The following is a 15,245-nucleotide window of genomic DNA, read 5'->3' on the forward strand; positions in this document are numbered from 1 at the left end:
TCTCTGAAAAGATCCAAGAGGGTATTACCAACGAGACTGTTCTGATCGACACGGATGGTGAAGCGATCGGTAAATCCAATGGTTTGACGGTTCTGCAGGTTGGTGATGTTAGCTTTGGTTCGCCGGCGCGTATTACCGCAACGGTACACCCCGGTAGTCGTGGCATCGTCGATATTGAGCGTGAAGTCACACTCGGCCAACCGATTCACTCAAAAGGGGTGTTAATTCTGTCCGGTTACCTGGGTCACCGTTACGCTAAAGAGTTCCCGTTAGCGATCTCGGCCAGCATAGCGATGGAGCAATCCTACGGTTATGTGGACGGTGATAGTGCCTCAATGGCGGAGATCTGTACCCTGATCTCAGCGTTAACGCACATACCGATCAAACAGCAGTTCGCGATGACCGGATCCATCAACCAATACGGTGAAGTTCAGGCGATTGGTGGTGTTAACGAGAAGATTGAAGGGTTCTATCACCTCTGTGAGTCTCGCGGTTTAACCGGTCGACAGGGTGTGATTATTCCCAAAGCGAACGTCCGCAACTTGATGCTGAAACAGGAAGTGGTGGATGCCGTGAAAGAGGGGCTCTTCTCAATCTACTCTGTCGCAACCGTTGATGAAGCACTCGAGCTTCTAATGGGTCGCAGCGCTGGCAAAGAGAAAGCCGACGGCGTATTCACCCAACGCTCTATTGGTGCTGAAGTGGTTAAACGCTTGCGTGAGTTGTCTAAAGCGAAGGCTTAGTCTCTGCCGTTTCTTAGAGTGGGGTCAGACCACAGGTCAGACCCCTGTTGGAGTCTTCTCGCAGAGGAGACGATGAGATATCGCCTCATTTCGCTGCCCTCAATAAAGCTCCAGCAAATTTTTAATTTGCCCAATCCTCGGCCAGATGCTCATTCTTCAGCTTCACATAGTTGGCAGCAGAGTAGCTGAAGTAGCTCATCTCTTTTTCGGTCAGGTCGCGAACTGCTTTGGCAGGGCGGCCCATGTAGAGCTTGCCACTCTCTAGGCGCTTACCTGGCGGTACAAGCGCGCCGGCACCGACAACGACATCATCTTCAACGATTGCGCCATCCATTACCGTCGCTGACATACCAATCAGGACACGGTTGCCTATGGTGCAGCCGTGCAGCATCGCCATGTGACCGATGGTCACCTCATCGCCAATAATCAACGGATAGCCGTCAGGGTTATAGCTGCTGGCATGAGTGATGTGCAGGATTGCCCCATCCTGAACATTGGTGCGAGCGCCGATACGAATATGGTTCATATCGCCACGGATCGCTGTCAGCGGCCAAACGGATGCGTCATCACCCAGCACCACATCCCCAATGACAACCGCACTGGGGTCAACAAATACCTTATAACCTAGGGTTGGGCTGATGCCTTTAAAAGGACGTAGTTTCATATCGCATTCCTTGAATAACTGATCCGCTCACCCCATTGTATAGTAAAGCGTATAGAGTTTTTGATCTCGGAGAGACCGATGAGTAACCCACTGTTAGAACCATCTTCACTGCCACAATTCAGTACCATCAAACCTGAGCATGTTGTTCCCGCCGTCGATGAGCTATTGCAGCGTAACCGTGAGCGTATTGCAAAGATGACTGAACAACCACTGATGGATTGGCAGAGTTTAGTGGGTGAACTGGAACAGCTAAATGATGAATTAGCTCAAGCCTGGTCTCCGGTCTCTCATCTCAACGCCGTGGCGAATACCGATGAGATGCGCGAAGCGTATAACGCCTGCCTGCCAAAACTCTCTGAATACTTTACTGAGCTTGGTCAGAATAAAAAACTTTATGAAGCGTACGAACAATTTAGTCAAAGTGCGGCCTTCTCTGAACTTTCAGATGCTCAAAAGAAAGTGATTACTAACTCACTTCGTGACTTCCGACTGGCGGGCATTGGCTTGCCAGAAGAGCAACAAAAACGTTACGCCGAGCTTCAACTAAAACTCTCTGAGTTGACCACGAAGTTTTCTGAAAACGTCTTGGATGCGACGCAGGGTTGGACCAAGCATATTACCGATGAGAATGAATTAGCTGGGTTGCCTGATCATGTCCTCGAAGCGGCTAAGCAGGCGGCGGAAAGTGAACAGTTAGAAGGCTGGGTGCTAACACTCGACTTCCCAGTCTACTACGCCGTGATGCTGCAGGCTGATAATCGTCAGTTGCGAGAAGAGTTCTACACGGCCTATGCAACTCGTGCTTCTGATCAGGGGCCAAAAGCGGGTGAGTGGGATAACACCGATCTGATTGAGCAGATCCTGACACTGCGCCTTGAGTTGGCGAAGCTGCTTGGGTTTACCAATTACGCGGAATATTCGCTGGCCACTAAAATGGCTCAGTCTACCGATCAGGTGGTGAACTTCCTTGAGGACCTAGCAGCGAAAAGTCGTCCTCAAGCCGCTAAAGAGTTAGAAGAGCTGACCGCTTTTGCCCAATCAGAAGAGGGGATGAGCGATCTGCAAGCTTGGGATATCACCTACTATGCAGAGAAGCTGAAACAGCAACGCTTTAACATTTCCCAGCAAGAGCTGCGTCCCTACTTCCCACTCCCTAAAGTGTTGGATGGACTGTTCGCAGTGACTGAGCGACTTTTCGGTGTCAGTGTCACTGAACTGAAAGAGTTTGATACCTACCATGACGATGTTCGACTGTTTGAGTTAAAGCGTGATGGTCAGGTTCTAGCTAACTGCTACCTAGATCCATTCGCTCGTGCCGGTAAACGTGGTGGCGCATGGATGGATGACTGTCGAGTACGCCGTAACATCAATGGTGATATTCAACTGCCCGTGGCGTATCTAGTCTGTAACTTCACGGCGCCGTTAGAGGGCCAGCCTGCGCTACTAACTCATGATGAAGTAACGACACTGTTCCACGAGTTTGGTCACGGTCTGCATCACATGCTGACGCAAATGGAGCATGCCGATATCAGTGGAATCAATGGTGTGGCCTGGGATGCTGTCGAACTGCCCAGTCAGTTTATGGAGAACTGGTGTTGGGAGCCAGAAGCATTGGCACTGATCTCAGGTCACCATGAGACAGGTGAGCCTCTGCCAGAAGATATGCTGAATCGCATGCTTTCGGCTAAGCATTTCCAATCAGGCATGATGATGGTGCGTCAGCTTGAGTTTTCACTGTTCGATTTCATCCTACACCGTGATTTTGAGCCTGGCCAAACGTCAGTACAGTCTGTTTTGAACAGTGTTCGTGAACAGGTGGCAGTATTGAACCCACCTGCATTCAACCGTTTTCAGCACAGCTTTAGCCACATCTTTGCAGGCGGCTATGCAGCCGGGTACTACAGCTATAAATGGGCTGAAGTTCTGTCGGCCGATGCGTTCTCTCGTTTCGAAGAGGAGGGTATCTTTAATCAGGAGACTGGTGCATCCTTCCGAACTGAAATCCTTGAGAAGGGCGGTTCTAAAGAGCCAATGGAGCTATTTGTCGCGTTCCGTGGCCGTGAACCTGAAGTGGATGCTTTGCTTCGCCACTCAGGTATTGCCGCTTAATTCAGCGAAGGAGCTGCTATGAAACCAGTTAAACGCTTTGTCGCCGGTGTGGTCTGTCCACGCTGTGCCGCTATGGATAGCACACGAATGTACCGCGATGAAGAGCGTGAGTATCGTGAATGTGTTAAATGCGGGTTTGAAGACAGCATGCGCCTTGATGGCCGTCCAGAACCCAAAGAGCTTGAGACTCGAGTCTCTAAAGAGGGTGTGGATCCGTTAAAGAATACGCCAGCAACGGAAGTAGAAGCTCAGCCGCTGCAGTTCTTTACTAACCCTAATTTGCAGAAAAAGGACCACTGACGTGAGCCAAGATGCTGATATCTGTGGCTGGGCACGTCAGTCTGAGATAGAGCATCGTTACCACGACCAAGAGTGGGGTTTACTGCGAACTGATGACCGAACACTGTTTGAGTTTATGGTTCTAGAGTCCGCACAAGCGGGTTTAAGCTGGCGCACCGTATTAAATAAACGCGAAGGCTACCGTCGCCACTATCGTAATTTTGAACCCGAGCGAGTGGCTCAGTTTGCGGAGAAAGAGATAGAGGCGATGCTAGCTGACGCAGGCGTTATTCGTAATCGCGCCAAAATCGAAGCCTCTATTAATAACGCCAAGCAATTTATGGCTATTTCGACGGAGTTCGGTGGTTTTGCAAACTTTTTGTGGTCGTTTATGGAGAGTAAAGTGATCGTAAACAGACCCAAAACGCTAGCTGATATACCTGCAGAAACCGATCTCTCAAAGCAGATTGCGAAAGATCTAAAGAGACGTGGCGTTCGCTTCTTCGGCTCAACCATCGTCTACGCCTACCTTCAGGCTACCGGCTTCGTCAACGATCACCTAGAGACCTGCCCCGCCTACCAGCGTTGCATCGACTTATGCCCCGGTGTCTGGCCTTCAGCCTGACACCACTTTATGGGTAGGTTAAACAGATATGTGAGGAAACTGCTGCTTTTGATGCAGAACTCTTAATATGTGAATACCTCGATCTGAGGTTTCATAAGCCACTATCAAAGAAAGTTCTGGCAATATCAATCGACGTCCGCGTACTCCCACTCGTTTAATACCCAATTTAGGATGATCTAAGAGGTTAGAAACCTGCTTGACGATTAAATCATCAGTTTTCTCAGCCACCTCGGGATTGTATTGGTAAAGATAGGCGAATATCTTCTCACGATCATTAAGCGATTCTTGCTCCCATAGAATCATGCTTTGTTAGCCGCACGGATTTTAGCTTTGCGCTTTTCCATCTCAATCTTGGCATCATTTCCAGTATAAAAAGTAGTACTGCCGGCATCGTATCGAGCAAAAGCTTCATTGATTTGATCGGCAAGCCAGCTTTCTTGATTAGCAACCTTTCTCTGCTCTTCAGCAAGTTGTTCGGTAAGTTCTCGGCATGCATCACTCAAAGTTCGACCTTGGCTTGCAGCCATTTTCTGCGCAAGTTGTTTTGTCTCTTCATCAACGCGGAACTGAATTCGACTTTCCATAGAAACCTCGATATTTGTCATGACAAACGTCAGTACGGATAGGGTATCACTATTTCAGTTTGATACAACTTTTTAAAAGGCGCCCGCCTGTAGGAACGAATTGCCAAAGGCAAACCGTGACGCAGAAATAGTCGTGTCAGGCTGAAGGCCAGACACGGGGACTTTGCAGAGGGTTTTGTTGTCACGGTGTCTGGCCTTCAGCCTGACACCACTGCCAAATTTTACTCAGGATTGGATGAAGCCCTAAACCAAACCCCACGCTGGTTATAGCGGTGGAAAATCCAGAGCCCCATCAATGCTCTGACCAAAAATGCCGCGGTGAATGATAACCATAGGCCGGTATTACCTAGATCTTGTGTTAGCCACCAGAGGGGTAAAAACGTGCCAAACACAGTGACGACCATGATCTGCAGCATCGCTTTAGATTGAGTCGTGCCGACAAGAACACCATCCTGGAAATAGCTCCATACAGCGATCAATGGAAGCACCCAGATAAAGATCAAATAGTCCTGTGCGACATCCAATACCGATTCAATGTCGGTCATCAGGCTCAGAATAGAGTGCCCACCCAACATAAACGTGAGTGTAAGCCCCAGCGCAAACAACAAGGACCAGAGAGCTGAACTCTTCATGGCGCGGTAGAAGTTGTATCGATCCTTGGCACCCGCATAGCGACCACAGATCGCCTCAGCAGCGTGGGCGAATCCATCGAGAGCGTGCGAGATCAGCATCAAGAAGTTCAACAGGAGAGCATTAGCCGACAGTATATCCGTTCCAAGTCGCGCACCTTGTGAGGTGAAGAAAGCAAACATAAAGAGCAGTGACGCGGTCCGAACAAATAGGTACTTATTCACGGTAAAAATCGCGCGATAGGCTGACAGTTGACGAAGTGAGTTTGGCAAAATTGCACCATCAATCAGGTTTAGATGGCGCTTCATCAGCAGTAACCCAAGAACCACACCGGTGTATTCAGCTATCAGTGTTGCACTGGCGACACCCTCTGCGCCCCAGCCGAAACCGAGCACAAACAGCAGATCTAACACCAGATTCGTCAGGTTGACGAAGGTCATAATGATCAGGGGTGAGCGTGTATCTTGATTACCGACAAACCAGCCCACTAAGACGTAGTTGAACAGCGCCGCTGGAGCACCGTAGATACGAATATCGGCATAGCTTCGAGCGGTTTCGTGGACATCGGAATCGGCACCCATCCACTCTAAACCCAAAGTGAGTATGGGGATTTGTGCGAGCCACATAAGGCTGCCGAGACCCAGTGCGATCAGGGTTGCTTGCGCTAAAAAGGTCCTATTTGCATTGCCATCTTGGCGTCCCACAGCCTGTGCAATCAGCCCAGTGGTTCCCATTCGTAAGAATCCAAACGCCCAGTAGATGGTGGTAAACAGTGTGGCTCCAATTGCCACCGCCCCTAAATGCTTCGGATCATCCAAATGGCCGACAACGGCGCTATCGACAAGACCCAAAAGGGGAACAGTGATGTTGGATAGCAGCATCGGCCAGGCCAGCGCCCAAACACGCTGATGCATGCTCCAATCATTCAGTTGAATCATGCCCTTGCCCGGGGTGCGAAGAAGATCAATAAGAAGATCACCAGTGCGCAGACAACGACACTCGGGCCCGCTGGAGTGTCCGCGAACCAAGAGAGCGCAATACCTCCAACAACCGCGATAGACCCAAGCATACTGGCAAAAATCGCCATCTGTTCTGGCGTGGCAGACATTCGCCGCGCCGCTGCAGCCGGCATGATCAATAGAGAGGTAATGAGCAGCACACCAACCAGTTTCATCGCACCAGCAATCACCATGGCGATTAACAACATTAGGGCGAGTCTATAGCGAGCAACCTGTATCCCCTCTACTTGGGCCAGCTCCTCGTTAATAGTGATGGCTAGCAGTGGTTTCCAAAGCCAGTAGATCGCGGCTAAGACAGCTATGCCTCCCAACAGAATCCACTTAAGGTCTTCGGGAGTGATCGCTAATAGATCTCCAAACAGGTAGGCCTGAAGGTCGATGCGTACGTTATCCAACAGTGATATCGCGACCAGACCCAGTGATAGCGCACTGTGCGCCATAATCCCCAACAGCGTATCGGTGGCTATCCAGTGTTGGCGCTGCATTGCGACTAAACCAAGCGCCAGCGCTACACAGCAGAGCACGACGGCTAGGCTCAGGTTGATATCAAACAGAATGCCCAGTGCGATGCCGAGTAGAGCTGAGTGAGCCAAGGTGTCACCGAAGTAGGCCATACGGCGCCACACAACAAATGCACCTAAAGGGCCGGCAACAATGGCGACTGCTATGCCGGCAATCAACGCATAGATGATGAAATCAAGCATGATCACCCCCACAGCAGTCACCTTCAACGACGTTACCATGCATATCGTGGCTATGGTTGTGATGGTGATTATAGAGCGCCAGCGTTGACGCGTGAGAAGCGCCAAACAACTCTATATAGGCAGGGTCTGCGCTGACGGCTTCTGGATGTCCCGAGCAGCAGACATGTTTGTTCAGACAGACGACGTGATCGGTCGATGACATAACCAGATGCAGATCGTGTGAAATCATTAACACACCGCACTTTCGTTCTTTACGGATATCCGTGATCAGCCGATAGAGTTCGGTTTGACCATTAATATCGACACCTTGAACCGGCTCATCTAGCACGAGTAGATCGGGGTGTCTTAACAGAGCCCTAGCAAGAAGGGTTCTCTGCATTTCACCACCGGAAAGATCATGAATCGAGTAATCGACCAGGTGTTCAGCACCCACCGAAGCCAAGGCAGCCTCGATGTCGTTTTGGTTGTAGCCATGTGGAATCTGCAAAAAGCGTTTAACCGTTAATGGTAGTGTCCGATCGATCTGAATTTTTTGCGGCATATACCCGATGCGCAGGCCCGGTTTCGTCCAAACAGTGCCTTCGGTCGGTTTCACCAGTCCAAGTAACACCTTTACCAGCGACGACTTACCTGCGCCGTTGGGTCCGATCAGTGTGGTGATGCAGTCGTTATGCAGTGGCAGGTTTACATTGTTGAGTACCGATTTATTACCAAAGCGCAAACTGACCCCGTCTAATCTAGCCAGATCTGGATTACTCATGATTCACTCCCACGACAATCGCTGCAAAGACCTAACAGCTCGATATTCTCTTCCTCAAGCTGAAAGCCGTGCGTATTAGCGACTCGGTTAAAGCTCTCTTGGAGTTCACTGGTCTCAATTTCGGCTGCGGTTTTGCACTCTCTGCAGATCATAAATGCCGATGGATGTGGGTGTTCTGGATTTGAGCACCCAACAAAAGCGTTGAGTGAACCGATTTTGTGAATGAGCCCCAACTGATGCAAAAAATCCAATGCCCGATAGACCGTCGGTGGCGCTGAGTTAAAGCCCGCGTCAGCCAGTGCTGGCAACAACTCATAGGCGCCCAGTGGCTTATGGGAGCTCCAGACGAGTCGTAACACTAACTCGCGAATGGGAGTCAGACGCTGGCCACTCTCTAGGCAGATCGCCTTGGCGTTATCTAACGCACCACTGACGCAGTGATCGTGGTTGTGGTCTGAATTGAATGCGTCGTTGATTTCAAGCATGCTTTATCTCAATTATTGTTATATTATAACAATACACTTTCTGGTTTATAGGCATTGTACCCAATGACACACAAATTTACCGCCACTATTGCAGCGTCGTTTCTTCTAGCATCCACTCAAGCTCAGGCCGATACCGTGATGGCCAGTATTAAGCCAATCACTTTAATTGCTAACGAGCTCCTAACGAATGTTGCTAAGGTCGATACATTACTTCCAGACGGTGCCTCCCCCCATGATTTTGCGTTGCGCCCTTCGGACCGTAAACGTCTTAACAATACCGACCTACTAATCTGGGTAGGCCCTGAAATAGAGCCCTATCTTGAGAAAGTGATTGATGCCTCTAATGTAGAGCAAATGGCGATGCTTGATGAGCATGCAGAGCATGGTGAAGATGATCACAAAGATCATGAACATGAAGAAAATCATCATGACGACCACGAAGAGCATGACCATGAAGAGGAGCATCACGACGCTCACGATGCCGATGACGAGCATGAAGGCCATGATCATGCCGGCTTGCACCCTTGGCTAGATATCGAGGTCGTTGAGCACTTTGCGGAAGATCTATCGGTTGAACTTCAGCACCACTTTCCTGCTAAAGCCTCACAAATTAAAGAGAACGAGACCGCTTTCTTTGCGTCACTGAAACAGTTCGAAAGCCAAGCAAAAGAGCAACTAGAGCCCGTTCACCAAAAGGGCTTTCTGGTTTTCCATGACGCCTACGATGGCTTTGTGAATCACTTTGATCTTAACCAGGTTGGCTACTTCACAGTCAGCCCCGAACTTAAGCCAGGTGCCAAACATTTAGCCGAACTTCGTGAGACGTTGGAGCATAGTGGCGTTTCATGTGTCTTTAAAGAGCCACAGTATCGACCTGCTTTGATCGACTCGATTACACGAGGATTTGAAGTTCATGTCGGTGAACTGGACCCGTTGGCCTCCGATGTTGCTCTCGCGCAAGGAGCATACGTCAACTTCATGCAGGGCTTGGTCGATGAGTTCACGGAGTGTTTAGCTAAACGCTGATTTAATCTGCATACCCTGAACCGAATGCTTTAAAAGGCATCTTCAAACCAAGCTCAGGGACTTGCTGACCAATCCAGGCAGGAAAGGTATTACTGTTTGGGCCGGGAAAGAGAGTGTATTCGTTAGCCCAAGGGTAGCGTTTGGCTGCTTCGTCAATTTTAGGAATCAAGCGTTCTGCTTCAGCGCCGCGAATGTCCAAAATGAGCTCTGGTTTAGAGTTATACCAGTAGCGATCAGGGATATCCTGTTTGATTTGTAGGGCAGGCAATCCGCGTCCGGTGCGCCAACCGACAACGTCGTAAACGGTGTAGTGTTGTGCATTTTTCTGCTTGGTGGAGATCCATGTATGCACAGCAAAGTAGCCACGCACACCGAAAAGATCTGCTCCGTAGACCTGGATAACCGCCTCAGGGTGCTCACTGGGTAGCGGTGCGATTTCAGCACTATCGCGTTTGGCGGTTCGCCAATCTTGAGTACTACAACCAGCTAAAAAAGCCGCTATTAGAAGCGTCGCTAATGGTTTAACCATAAGTTTTAATGAGGTTTGGTCGTGTTTGGTTTTTGCATGGCCCAAGGTTTTCCATTACAGGTTTTACGGTTTGGGCAGTTAGGTAAACAGCCGCGGCAGGGAAGTGGTGCATTGTTGCTCATAAAAATCTCCTTTCAGACATCTACGCCCAACAAAGCAAATCAGGTCATTCACTATCGACTGCGCAGCCTAAAATCTGTGATTCCCAGTCATCATCAAGACGCGCTGCAATCATCTCAATGCGACTCTCGTCACACACATCGATTGGTAACTCTTTTAGGGATCCATCCGCCAAGTTGTAGCCAAATAGCCCCTCATTGGTGATAAACACCGCTTTCATCCGCTCAACCTCTAAGCCCGATAAGAAGAGATAGAGTTTGGATCGATCAAACTGGTATCGCTGATCAAATCGCCACCCAGCACTTAAGAATCCATCGCCTAGGTTTTCTGCTTTAAGAAAACCAATTTCAGGGAGAGGCTGTTCGCTTGCCAGAACTGATTGGTGCGAATGGTGATGGTGTGCATGAGCAGCCTTAGCATGGGTGCTGCCAGACAGCAGGCTAGGGTCGAGCTGACCCTGTTCGGTAAACGCGAGTGGTTTGCTTGGGGAAAAATGCTCGTCTATATACTGTGATAGACGCTCTTTATCTCCCTCATCGTAAAGATCTTGTTTATTACCAATAACGACATCGGCAATCGCAATTTGCTGATTAAAGGTCTCATGCGATGTATAGCGTTCATCTTTAAGCTTACGCGCATCAACCAGTGTGATGATTTTTTGAATCGAAAGAACATCCTGATAGTGTTCATTGGAGAGAACTTCTAGCACCTCTTTAGGGTGGCCCAAGCCAGTGGGCTCAATCAGAAGGCGATCGGGCTTCGCTTTTGCCAGTAACTTGTTCAAGGCGATCTGCATCGGCAACCCTGCTGCACAGCACATACAACCGCCCGGTACTTCCCTTATGAATACTCCCTGTTCTTCTGAGTATTGGCCTTGCATCAAGCTACCATCGATACCGATCTCGCCAAACTCATTAACCAAGATGGCCCAGCGTTCATTTTTTGGTTTGTTCTGCAGTAAGTGAACAATGGCAGAGGTTTTACCGGCTCCTAGAAACCCTGTAATGATATTGGTGGGGACAGCTTTAATCGTAGTGTTATCGTTTAGCATCGAATAAATCATCTATTGATGGTGTGACTGAGGATATTAATACCAAACCTATTGAATGTCTGTTGCGTAGAGAAGACAAACTTGGGAGATTAGAGATGTTTGGTTTATTTAAGAAAGATCCATTAAAGAAGTTAAAAAAAGAGTATGCAGAGCTAACAGAGCAGGCGATGCAGTTGCAGCGCAATGGGGATATTGCCGGCTACTCACAGCTAACCAGCAAAGCTGAGGCTACCTATAAAAAGATCCAAGAGTTAGAGAATCAATAACGCTTGGATTAGTGTCAGAGGTGGTTTAATTCTTCAGTTTTAAGCAGTGTTTCAAAAGCAGGCTTTGCGAATAGGAATCCTTGTTGGTAGTGAATTCCCAAACCCTCTAGTGTCTGTTTCTCTTCAACGGTTTCCACACCTTCCGCAATGATCTGAATACCGAGATCATCACACATCGTTTTCACCGACTTAATAATGGCAAAGCGTGTCTTTGAGTGGTCAATTTCATGGATTAGCTGGATATCGAGCTTGATCAGATCAGGCTTAAATTCCGTCAGCATATTTAAACCTGAGTACCCAGAACCAAAATCGTCCATAGCTGTCTTAAAGTCCTGCTCCTTATAAAACTCAATCGTTCGTTTCAGGTGAGCAATATCGTCGACACGCTCAGTTTCGCTGAACTCAAAAATCAACCTTTTGGGATCAATCGAATAGACTTTTGCCGCTTCAAGCGTGGTGCGAATACACAGCTCAGGCTTATAGATAGCCCTTGGCATGAAGTTGATACTGATCAGCGACTCATCGTCAAAACGCGACGCAATCTCAATGGCTTTAACTCGACAAGTTTGGTCAAAACGATAGAGGTTTTGTTTATTAACCTGTTCAAAGACTGATACTGCACCTTCGCCGTTAAGCCCCCTTGCCAGTGCCTCTTGGGCAAAAATAGTCTGATGGCGAAGATCAACAATGGGTTGGAAGGCCATAGTGAAATCAAAGCCCAACACCTCACCATTTAGGCACTGCTTACAGCCCAATTTTGAGTAGTCGATCGGTGTTATGACTTTGTCACTTACCATGTTGCATACCTAATCTGAGATTAGTTTCAGCATAGTTCAGTCTGTTAATGCCTTCAAATAAAAACCTTATTAACCACTAATTTGTTGGTAGATGGTTCGTGTATCAACAACAGCGTTGTGCTTTGCGGCCATTAGATAAAGCCCCGCCATTTTACGGTGTAAAAACAGTACATCGGCTGGTGGGGTATGCCACGCATCTGGGTCTTTACTAACACTCATACCAATCTCATGGATGCGCTTAGCAATATCACTCTGACCAAAATCATAAGGCGTTGTTGACCTGAGGGGTTCAGAAGCAATGGTAAAGATATCGATAACCGCCGCTTTGTTTGCCACATCGGTACCATTTTTGAAAAAACTAAGCACTTCTAAAGCCGCTTCAAGGCCTGCACGGTTTTGCTCAATGGCCTGATCTATGGCCTGTTTGTAGCGATCTACAAACTGAGGATCGAACTGCCTTACCGCGCCAAAATCGAAAAGAATCAGTTTGCCAGTGTCTGGGCAAACATGAAAATTTGCGGGGTTGGGGTCTGTCTGCATTAAGTTCATCTGCAGGAGTTCGGTAAAGAATAGCTCCAGCATCAACCCCATAATACGGCTGGCATCCTCTGGGTGATCTTTTAGCCACTCTTCAATGCCCACGCCCTCTATAAAGCTCATCGTCATGATGTTAGTTTCAGAAAGCTCGGCGAAGTAAGTTGGCATTATTAGATCGCAATTGATGCTAAAGTTGCTGATCTTGCCGGCGAAATCTGTCAAATGCCGTGATTCTGCGAAGTAATCAGCCTCTAAGTGAAGCTGGTGCCTTGCTTCATCAACCAATTCATCTATATCCAGCCCTCTGGGCAGTAAACCGCTTAGCCTGAGCAGTGAAATGACGTTATCGATGTCGCTGTCGATGCTCTGTGCCACACCAGGGTATTGGATTTTAATTGCTAACTCATTGTTATCCAGTGTCCGTGCTTTGTGGACCTGCCCAATAGAAGCGGCGGCAATGGGGTCGAACGAAAAGTAGTTAAACCGATCCATCCAATCACTGCCCCAGCTCGACTCAAGCGTATGTATGAGCTGAGTTTTAGGCATGATGACGCCTTGTGACTGTAACCTAGCTAGGACAGCGGCCAATTCAGGGGGTAGTAGGGTACCTGCATCCATTGAGAGTAGCTGACCTAATTTCATTGCTGCGCCACGCATACGGGCTAGCTTATCGGCTACATCACTCATGTTCTTAGGTGTTAAAACCAGCTCGTTTAAAGAGGGTGCTTCACCTTTTATCCAGCGTTTAGAGCCTTCTGTTAAGACGTTTCCTGCAAGTTTTGTAGCTAATCCGCCCATGCTTAATAGGCGTGATGCTCTGCTTTTGGGGACGGGGGAGGCAGTGGTTAAGGTTTTCTCATTCATGAAGTGGCGTACGTGAACGATAAACCTTCAGATCGAAACCTTTAATCAGGTTTGAGTAACGGTGGCCTAGAACGGCCACCAAGATGATTTAAGACGGTCGCGACAACCTTGCAGCTGACTGCCATACATTCGCGCATTGGCATCGACCTTTTTAGCAACACCAATTAACCAGGCTTTTTTATTGAAGGTCTGTTTCTTCCAGCCGCCGTGGCCTTCGTGATATGCAAGGTATTGGTTGTAGGCGTCCCATTTAGAGATACCCAAAGTGCGTTGTGAGATGCCGGCGTACCAACCCATAAAGTCGACAGCGTCGGCATAGTTCTCTCGGCTTGCCCAGAATCGGCCCGTTTTACTTTTGTACCAATCCCAAGTGGAGTCCTTTGCTTGTGCATACCCGTAAGCTGAAGAGATCCGCCACCACATTGGCACCCCTAAAAAGGTATCGCGTGGCGGTGCTGCATCGTGCTTAAAGCTCGACTCCTGGCGCATAATCGCCAACTGAACCTGCATCGGAAGCCCCCACTTCTCTTCCGCCGCCATCGACGCTTTGTACCAGTCAGGCTTCTCATTAAAAATGTAACAGGCGTTCTCAACATTGCGCGGAGGCGAGGTTGCGCAGCCAGCTAGCAACAGCACAGAAAACAGAGCAATAAAACGTGTCATAACAACTCTTAATTTAAACATTTGACTAGGAGAGGCTAGCACATCTTGGTTTTGCTAGCAGCGGTAATGCCGTGATGCGGCCTTTCTAATCTGTAAATGGGTGACTCATTGTTTTATAGGAATTTGCGACTACGCTTAAATTATTAGCAAATTGGAGATTGTTATGATCATTCGCACAGTTTTAGCCTCGCTTCTCTCTATCTCATTATTGTCAACATCCTCGCCGGCGACTGCAGAAAAAGGGAAAGAAAAGCCTGAACACCACCAAGAGAAAGCCAAGAAAAATAAAGCACACAAAACAGGTGCCGCCAAGCAGGAGGCTGTCGATCAGCTTGTTAAGGAGTTAGGGCTAAAAAATCGTGGCCAGCTTCATAGGTTATTGGGCGGATTAAACTCAACTGATATCACCACCATCACAGCCAGTGATATCCCGACAAGCAAACTCAAACAAAGAGTCATGGATGGTGATCAATCTGAAGAGACAGTTGATCAAATTCGAAAACTAAACAGGGCGGCCATTACCTTGCTGGGGAAAGAACCTGCAACGTCAGAAGAGATTGCTCAATCAATGGCTGACGTTCTTGAGTTGTTTAGTGATTAGTAGCTTGGCCAACAAGAGTACTGTTATCGCTCAGAAACAAAAAAGGCCTGCAACATCTGCAAGCCTTAAAGAATGGTGCCTCGAGGCTGACTCAGTGCCTGCCTCAGGACTCATTTACTTCACTGTCACTAATAAATACAGATACTTACACACCTCTCGTTCGTCCGCAAAGGACTTTTAGTGTCTACA

General features: G+C 48.4%; 19 protein-coding genes. 7 read left to right on the forward strand and 12 right to left on the reverse strand.

Annotation, left to right across the window (positions count from 1 at the left end):
• Positions 1 to 83: 83 nt before the first annotated feature.
• On the forward strand, positions 84 to 743 hold the full coding sequence (locus tag XMG48_RS12230) for a S16 family serine protease (RefSeq protein ID WP_371740540.1): 660 nt from the start codon (positions 84 to 86) through the stop codon (positions 741 to 743).
• A gap of 121 nt (positions 744 to 864) precedes the next feature.
• Here the strand turns inward: XMG48_RS12230 and XMG48_RS11320 are convergent, their stop codons facing one another.
• Entirely contained in the window at positions 865 to 1,407 is a 543-nt protein-coding gene (locus XMG48_RS11320) for a gamma carbonic anhydrase family protein (RefSeq protein ID WP_173482186.1), read from the reverse strand.
• Positions 1,408 to 1,485: 78 nt separating this feature from the next.
• Here XMG48_RS11320 and prlC point away from each other — a divergent pair, with 78 nt between their 5' ends.
• From prlC to XMG48_RS11335, 3 genes are read left to right on the forward strand one after another with little or no spacing between them, the layout of a single operon-like run.
• Positions 1,486 to 3,516 carry an oligopeptidase A gene (gene prlC, locus XMG48_RS11325; RefSeq protein ID WP_173482187.1) on the forward strand — a complete coding sequence of 677 codons (2,031 nt, stop codon included), beginning with the start codon at positions 1,486 to 1,488 and terminating at the stop codon, positions 3,514 to 3,516.
• 18 nt (positions 3,517 to 3,534) lie between these two features.
• The gene (locus XMG48_RS11330) at positions 3,535 to 3,816 is read left to right on the forward strand and encodes a YheV family putative zinc ribbon protein (protein ID WP_173482188.1); all 282 of its coding nucleotides are present in this window, start codon (positions 3,535 to 3,537) and stop codon (positions 3,814 to 3,816) included.
• Between the two features lies 1 nt (position 3,817).
• On the forward strand, positions 3,818 to 4,420 hold the full coding sequence (locus tag XMG48_RS11335; RefSeq protein WP_173482189.1) for a DNA-3-methyladenine glycosylase I: 603 nt from the start codon (positions 3,818 to 3,820) through the stop codon (positions 4,418 to 4,420).
• An 18-nt stretch (positions 4,421 to 4,438) separates the two neighbouring features.
• Here XMG48_RS11335 and XMG48_RS11340 read toward each other — a convergent pair whose 3' ends face one another.
• From XMG48_RS11340 to XMG48_RS11365, 6 genes are all read right to left on the reverse strand, one after another.
• Complete coding sequence (locus tag XMG48_RS11340) at positions 4,439 to 4,723, reverse strand: type II toxin-antitoxin system RelE/ParE family toxin (RefSeq protein WP_173482190.1); 285 nt, start codon at positions 4,721 to 4,723, stop codon at positions 4,439 to 4,441.
• Positions 4,720 to 5,004, reverse strand: a complete 285-nt coding sequence (locus XMG48_RS11345) for a damage-inducible protein J (RefSeq protein ID WP_173482191.1) — start codon at positions 5,002 to 5,004, stop codon at positions 4,720 to 4,722. Before XMG48_RS11345 ends, XMG48_RS11340 begins: the two co-directional genes overlap by 4 nt.
• A 221-nt stretch (positions 5,005 to 5,225) precedes the next feature.
• Positions 5,226 to 6,572 carry an MATE family efflux transporter gene (locus tag XMG48_RS11350; protein ID WP_173482192.1) on the reverse strand — a complete coding sequence of 449 codons (1,347 nt, stop codon included), beginning with the start codon at positions 6,570 to 6,572 and terminating at the stop codon, positions 5,226 to 5,228.
• A complete protein-coding gene (gene znuB / locus XMG48_RS11355; RefSeq protein WP_173482193.1) occupies positions 6,569 to 7,357 on the reverse strand; it encodes a zinc ABC transporter permease subunit ZnuB in 789 nt (262 codons plus the stop codon). Before znuB ends, XMG48_RS11350 begins: the two co-directional genes overlap by 4 nt.
• Positions 7,350 to 8,117, reverse strand: a complete 768-nt coding sequence (znuC, locus tag XMG48_RS11360) for a zinc ABC transporter ATP-binding protein ZnuC (protein WP_173482194.1) — start codon at positions 8,115 to 8,117, stop codon at positions 7,350 to 7,352. Before znuC ends, znuB begins: the two co-directional genes overlap by 8 nt.
• Positions 8,114 to 8,602, reverse strand: coding sequence for a Fur family transcriptional regulator (locus XMG48_RS11365; protein ID WP_173482195.1), 489 nt, complete (start codon positions 8,600 to 8,602; stop codon positions 8,114 to 8,116). Before XMG48_RS11365 ends, znuC begins: the two co-directional genes overlap by 4 nt.
• 63 nt (positions 8,603 to 8,665) lie before the next feature.
• Here XMG48_RS11365 and znuA point away from each other — a divergent pair, with 63 nt between their 5' ends.
• Positions 8,666 to 9,628 (forward strand): zinc ABC transporter substrate-binding protein ZnuA, encoded by a 963-nt coding sequence (znuA, locus tag XMG48_RS11370; RefSeq protein WP_173482196.1) that lies wholly within the window; start codon positions 8,666 to 8,668, stop codon positions 9,626 to 9,628.
• Between the two features lies 1 nt (position 9,629).
• Here znuA and XMG48_RS11375 read toward each other — a convergent pair whose 3' ends face one another.
• Both XMG48_RS11375 and XMG48_RS11380 read right to left on the reverse strand, forming a co-directional pair.
• A complete protein-coding gene (locus tag XMG48_RS11375; protein ID WP_173482197.1) occupies positions 9,630 to 10,157 on the reverse strand; it encodes a DUF3750 domain-containing protein in 528 nt (175 codons plus the stop codon).
• A gap of 166 nt (positions 10,158 to 10,323) precedes the next feature.
• The gene (locus XMG48_RS11380; protein WP_173482198.1) at positions 10,324 to 11,328 is read right to left on the reverse strand and encodes a GTP-binding protein; all 1,005 of its coding nucleotides are present in this window, start codon (positions 11,326 to 11,328) and stop codon (positions 10,324 to 10,326) included.
• A 95-nt stretch (positions 11,329 to 11,423) separates the two neighbouring features.
• Here XMG48_RS11380 and XMG48_RS11385 point away from each other — a divergent pair, with 95 nt between their 5' ends.
• Positions 11,424 to 11,594 carry a DUF6435 family protein gene (locus XMG48_RS11385; RefSeq protein WP_173482199.1) on the forward strand — a complete coding sequence of 57 codons (171 nt, stop codon included), beginning with the start codon at positions 11,424 to 11,426 and terminating at the stop codon, positions 11,592 to 11,594.
• Positions 11,595 to 11,608: 14 nt separating this feature from the next.
• Here XMG48_RS11385 and XMG48_RS11390 read toward each other — a convergent pair whose 3' ends face one another.
• The 3 genes from XMG48_RS11390 to XMG48_RS11400 form a co-directional block, all read right to left on the reverse strand.
• Positions 11,609 to 12,391, reverse strand: coding sequence for an EAL domain-containing protein (locus XMG48_RS11390; RefSeq protein WP_173482200.1), 783 nt, complete (start codon positions 12,389 to 12,391; stop codon positions 11,609 to 11,611).
• Positions 12,392 to 12,460: 69 nt separating this feature from the next.
• Complete coding sequence (locus tag XMG48_RS11395) at positions 12,461 to 13,792, reverse strand: AarF/ABC1/UbiB kinase family protein (RefSeq protein WP_173482201.1); 1,332 nt, start codon at positions 13,790 to 13,792, stop codon at positions 12,461 to 12,463.
• A gap of 66 nt (positions 13,793 to 13,858) precedes the next feature.
• Positions 13,859 to 14,455: a transglycosylase SLT domain-containing protein gene (locus tag XMG48_RS11400; RefSeq protein ID WP_173482202.1), complete on the reverse strand. Its 597-nt coding sequence runs from the start codon at positions 14,453 to 14,455 to the stop codon at positions 13,859 to 13,861.
• A gap of 163 nt (positions 14,456 to 14,618) precedes the next feature.
• On the opposite strand from XMG48_RS11400, the gene XMG48_RS11405 reads away from it, so the two are divergent.
• Complete coding sequence (locus XMG48_RS11405; protein ID WP_173482203.1) at positions 14,619 to 15,056, forward strand: hypothetical protein; 438 nt, start codon at positions 14,619 to 14,621, stop codon at positions 15,054 to 15,056.
• The last annotated feature ends 189 nt before the right edge of the window (positions 15,057 to 15,245 follow it).

The sequence above is a fragment of the Marinobacterium sp. xm-g-48 genome (genome assembly GCF_013282925.1).
Taxonomy (GTDB): domain Bacteria; phylum Pseudomonadota; class Gammaproteobacteria; order Pseudomonadales; family Balneatricaceae; genus Marinobacterium_E.

Coding starts and splice junctions, on each gene's coding strand:
- XMG48_RS11390 (WP_173482200.1), bottom strand. CDS start 12,391: ATGGTAAGTGACAAAGTCATAACACCGATCGACTACTCAAAATTGGGC.
- XMG48_RS11395 (WP_173482201.1), bottom strand. CDS start 13,792: ATGAATGAGAAAACCTTAACCACTGCCTCCCCCGTCCCCAAAAGCAGA.
- XMG48_RS11365 (WP_173482195.1), bottom strand. CDS start 8,602: ATGCTTGAAATCAACGACGCATTCAATTCAGACCACAACCACGATCAC.
- prlC (WP_173482187.1), top strand. CDS start 1,486: ATGAGTAACCCACTGTTAGAACCATCTTCACTGCCACAATTCAGTACC.
- XMG48_RS11400 (WP_173482202.1), bottom strand. CDS start 14,455: ATGACACGTTTTATTGCTCTGTTTTCTGTGCTGTTGCTAGCTGGCTGC.
- XMG48_RS11385 (WP_173482199.1), top strand. CDS start 11,424: ATGTTTGGTTTATTTAAGAAAGATCCATTAAAGAAGTTAAAAAAAGAG.
- XMG48_RS11320 (WP_173482186.1), bottom strand. CDS start 1,407: ATGAAACTACGTCCTTTTAAAGGCATCAGCCCAACCCTAGGTTATAAG.
- XMG48_RS11375 (WP_173482197.1), bottom strand. CDS start 10,157: ATGGTTAAACCATTAGCGACGCTTCTAATAGCGGCTTTTTTAGCTGGT.
- znuC (WP_173482194.1), bottom strand. CDS start 8,117: ATGAGTAATCCAGATCTGGCTAGATTAGACGGGGTCAGTTTGCGCTTT.
- XMG48_RS11350 (WP_173482192.1), bottom strand. CDS start 6,572: ATGATTCAACTGAATGATTGGAGCATGCATCAGCGTGTTTGGGCGCTG.
- znuA (WP_173482196.1), top strand. CDS start 8,666: ATGACACACAAATTTACCGCCACTATTGCAGCGTCGTTTCTTCTAGCA.
- znuB (WP_173482193.1), bottom strand. CDS start 7,357: ATGCTTGATTTCATCATCTATGCGTTGATTGCCGGCATAGCAGTCGCC.
- XMG48_RS11405 (WP_173482203.1), top strand. CDS start 14,619: ATGATCATTCGCACAGTTTTAGCCTCGCTTCTCTCTATCTCATTATTG.
- XMG48_RS11345 (WP_173482191.1), bottom strand. CDS start 5,004: ATGGAAAGTCGAATTCAGTTCCGCGTTGATGAAGAGACAAAACAACTT.
- XMG48_RS11380 (WP_173482198.1), bottom strand. CDS start 11,328: ATGCTAAACGATAACACTACGATTAAAGCTGTCCCCACCAATATCATT.
- XMG48_RS11340 (WP_173482190.1), bottom strand. CDS start 4,723: ATGATTCTATGGGAGCAAGAATCGCTTAATGATCGTGAGAAGATATTC.
- XMG48_RS11330 (WP_173482188.1), top strand. CDS start 3,535: ATGAAACCAGTTAAACGCTTTGTCGCCGGTGTGGTCTGTCCACGCTGT.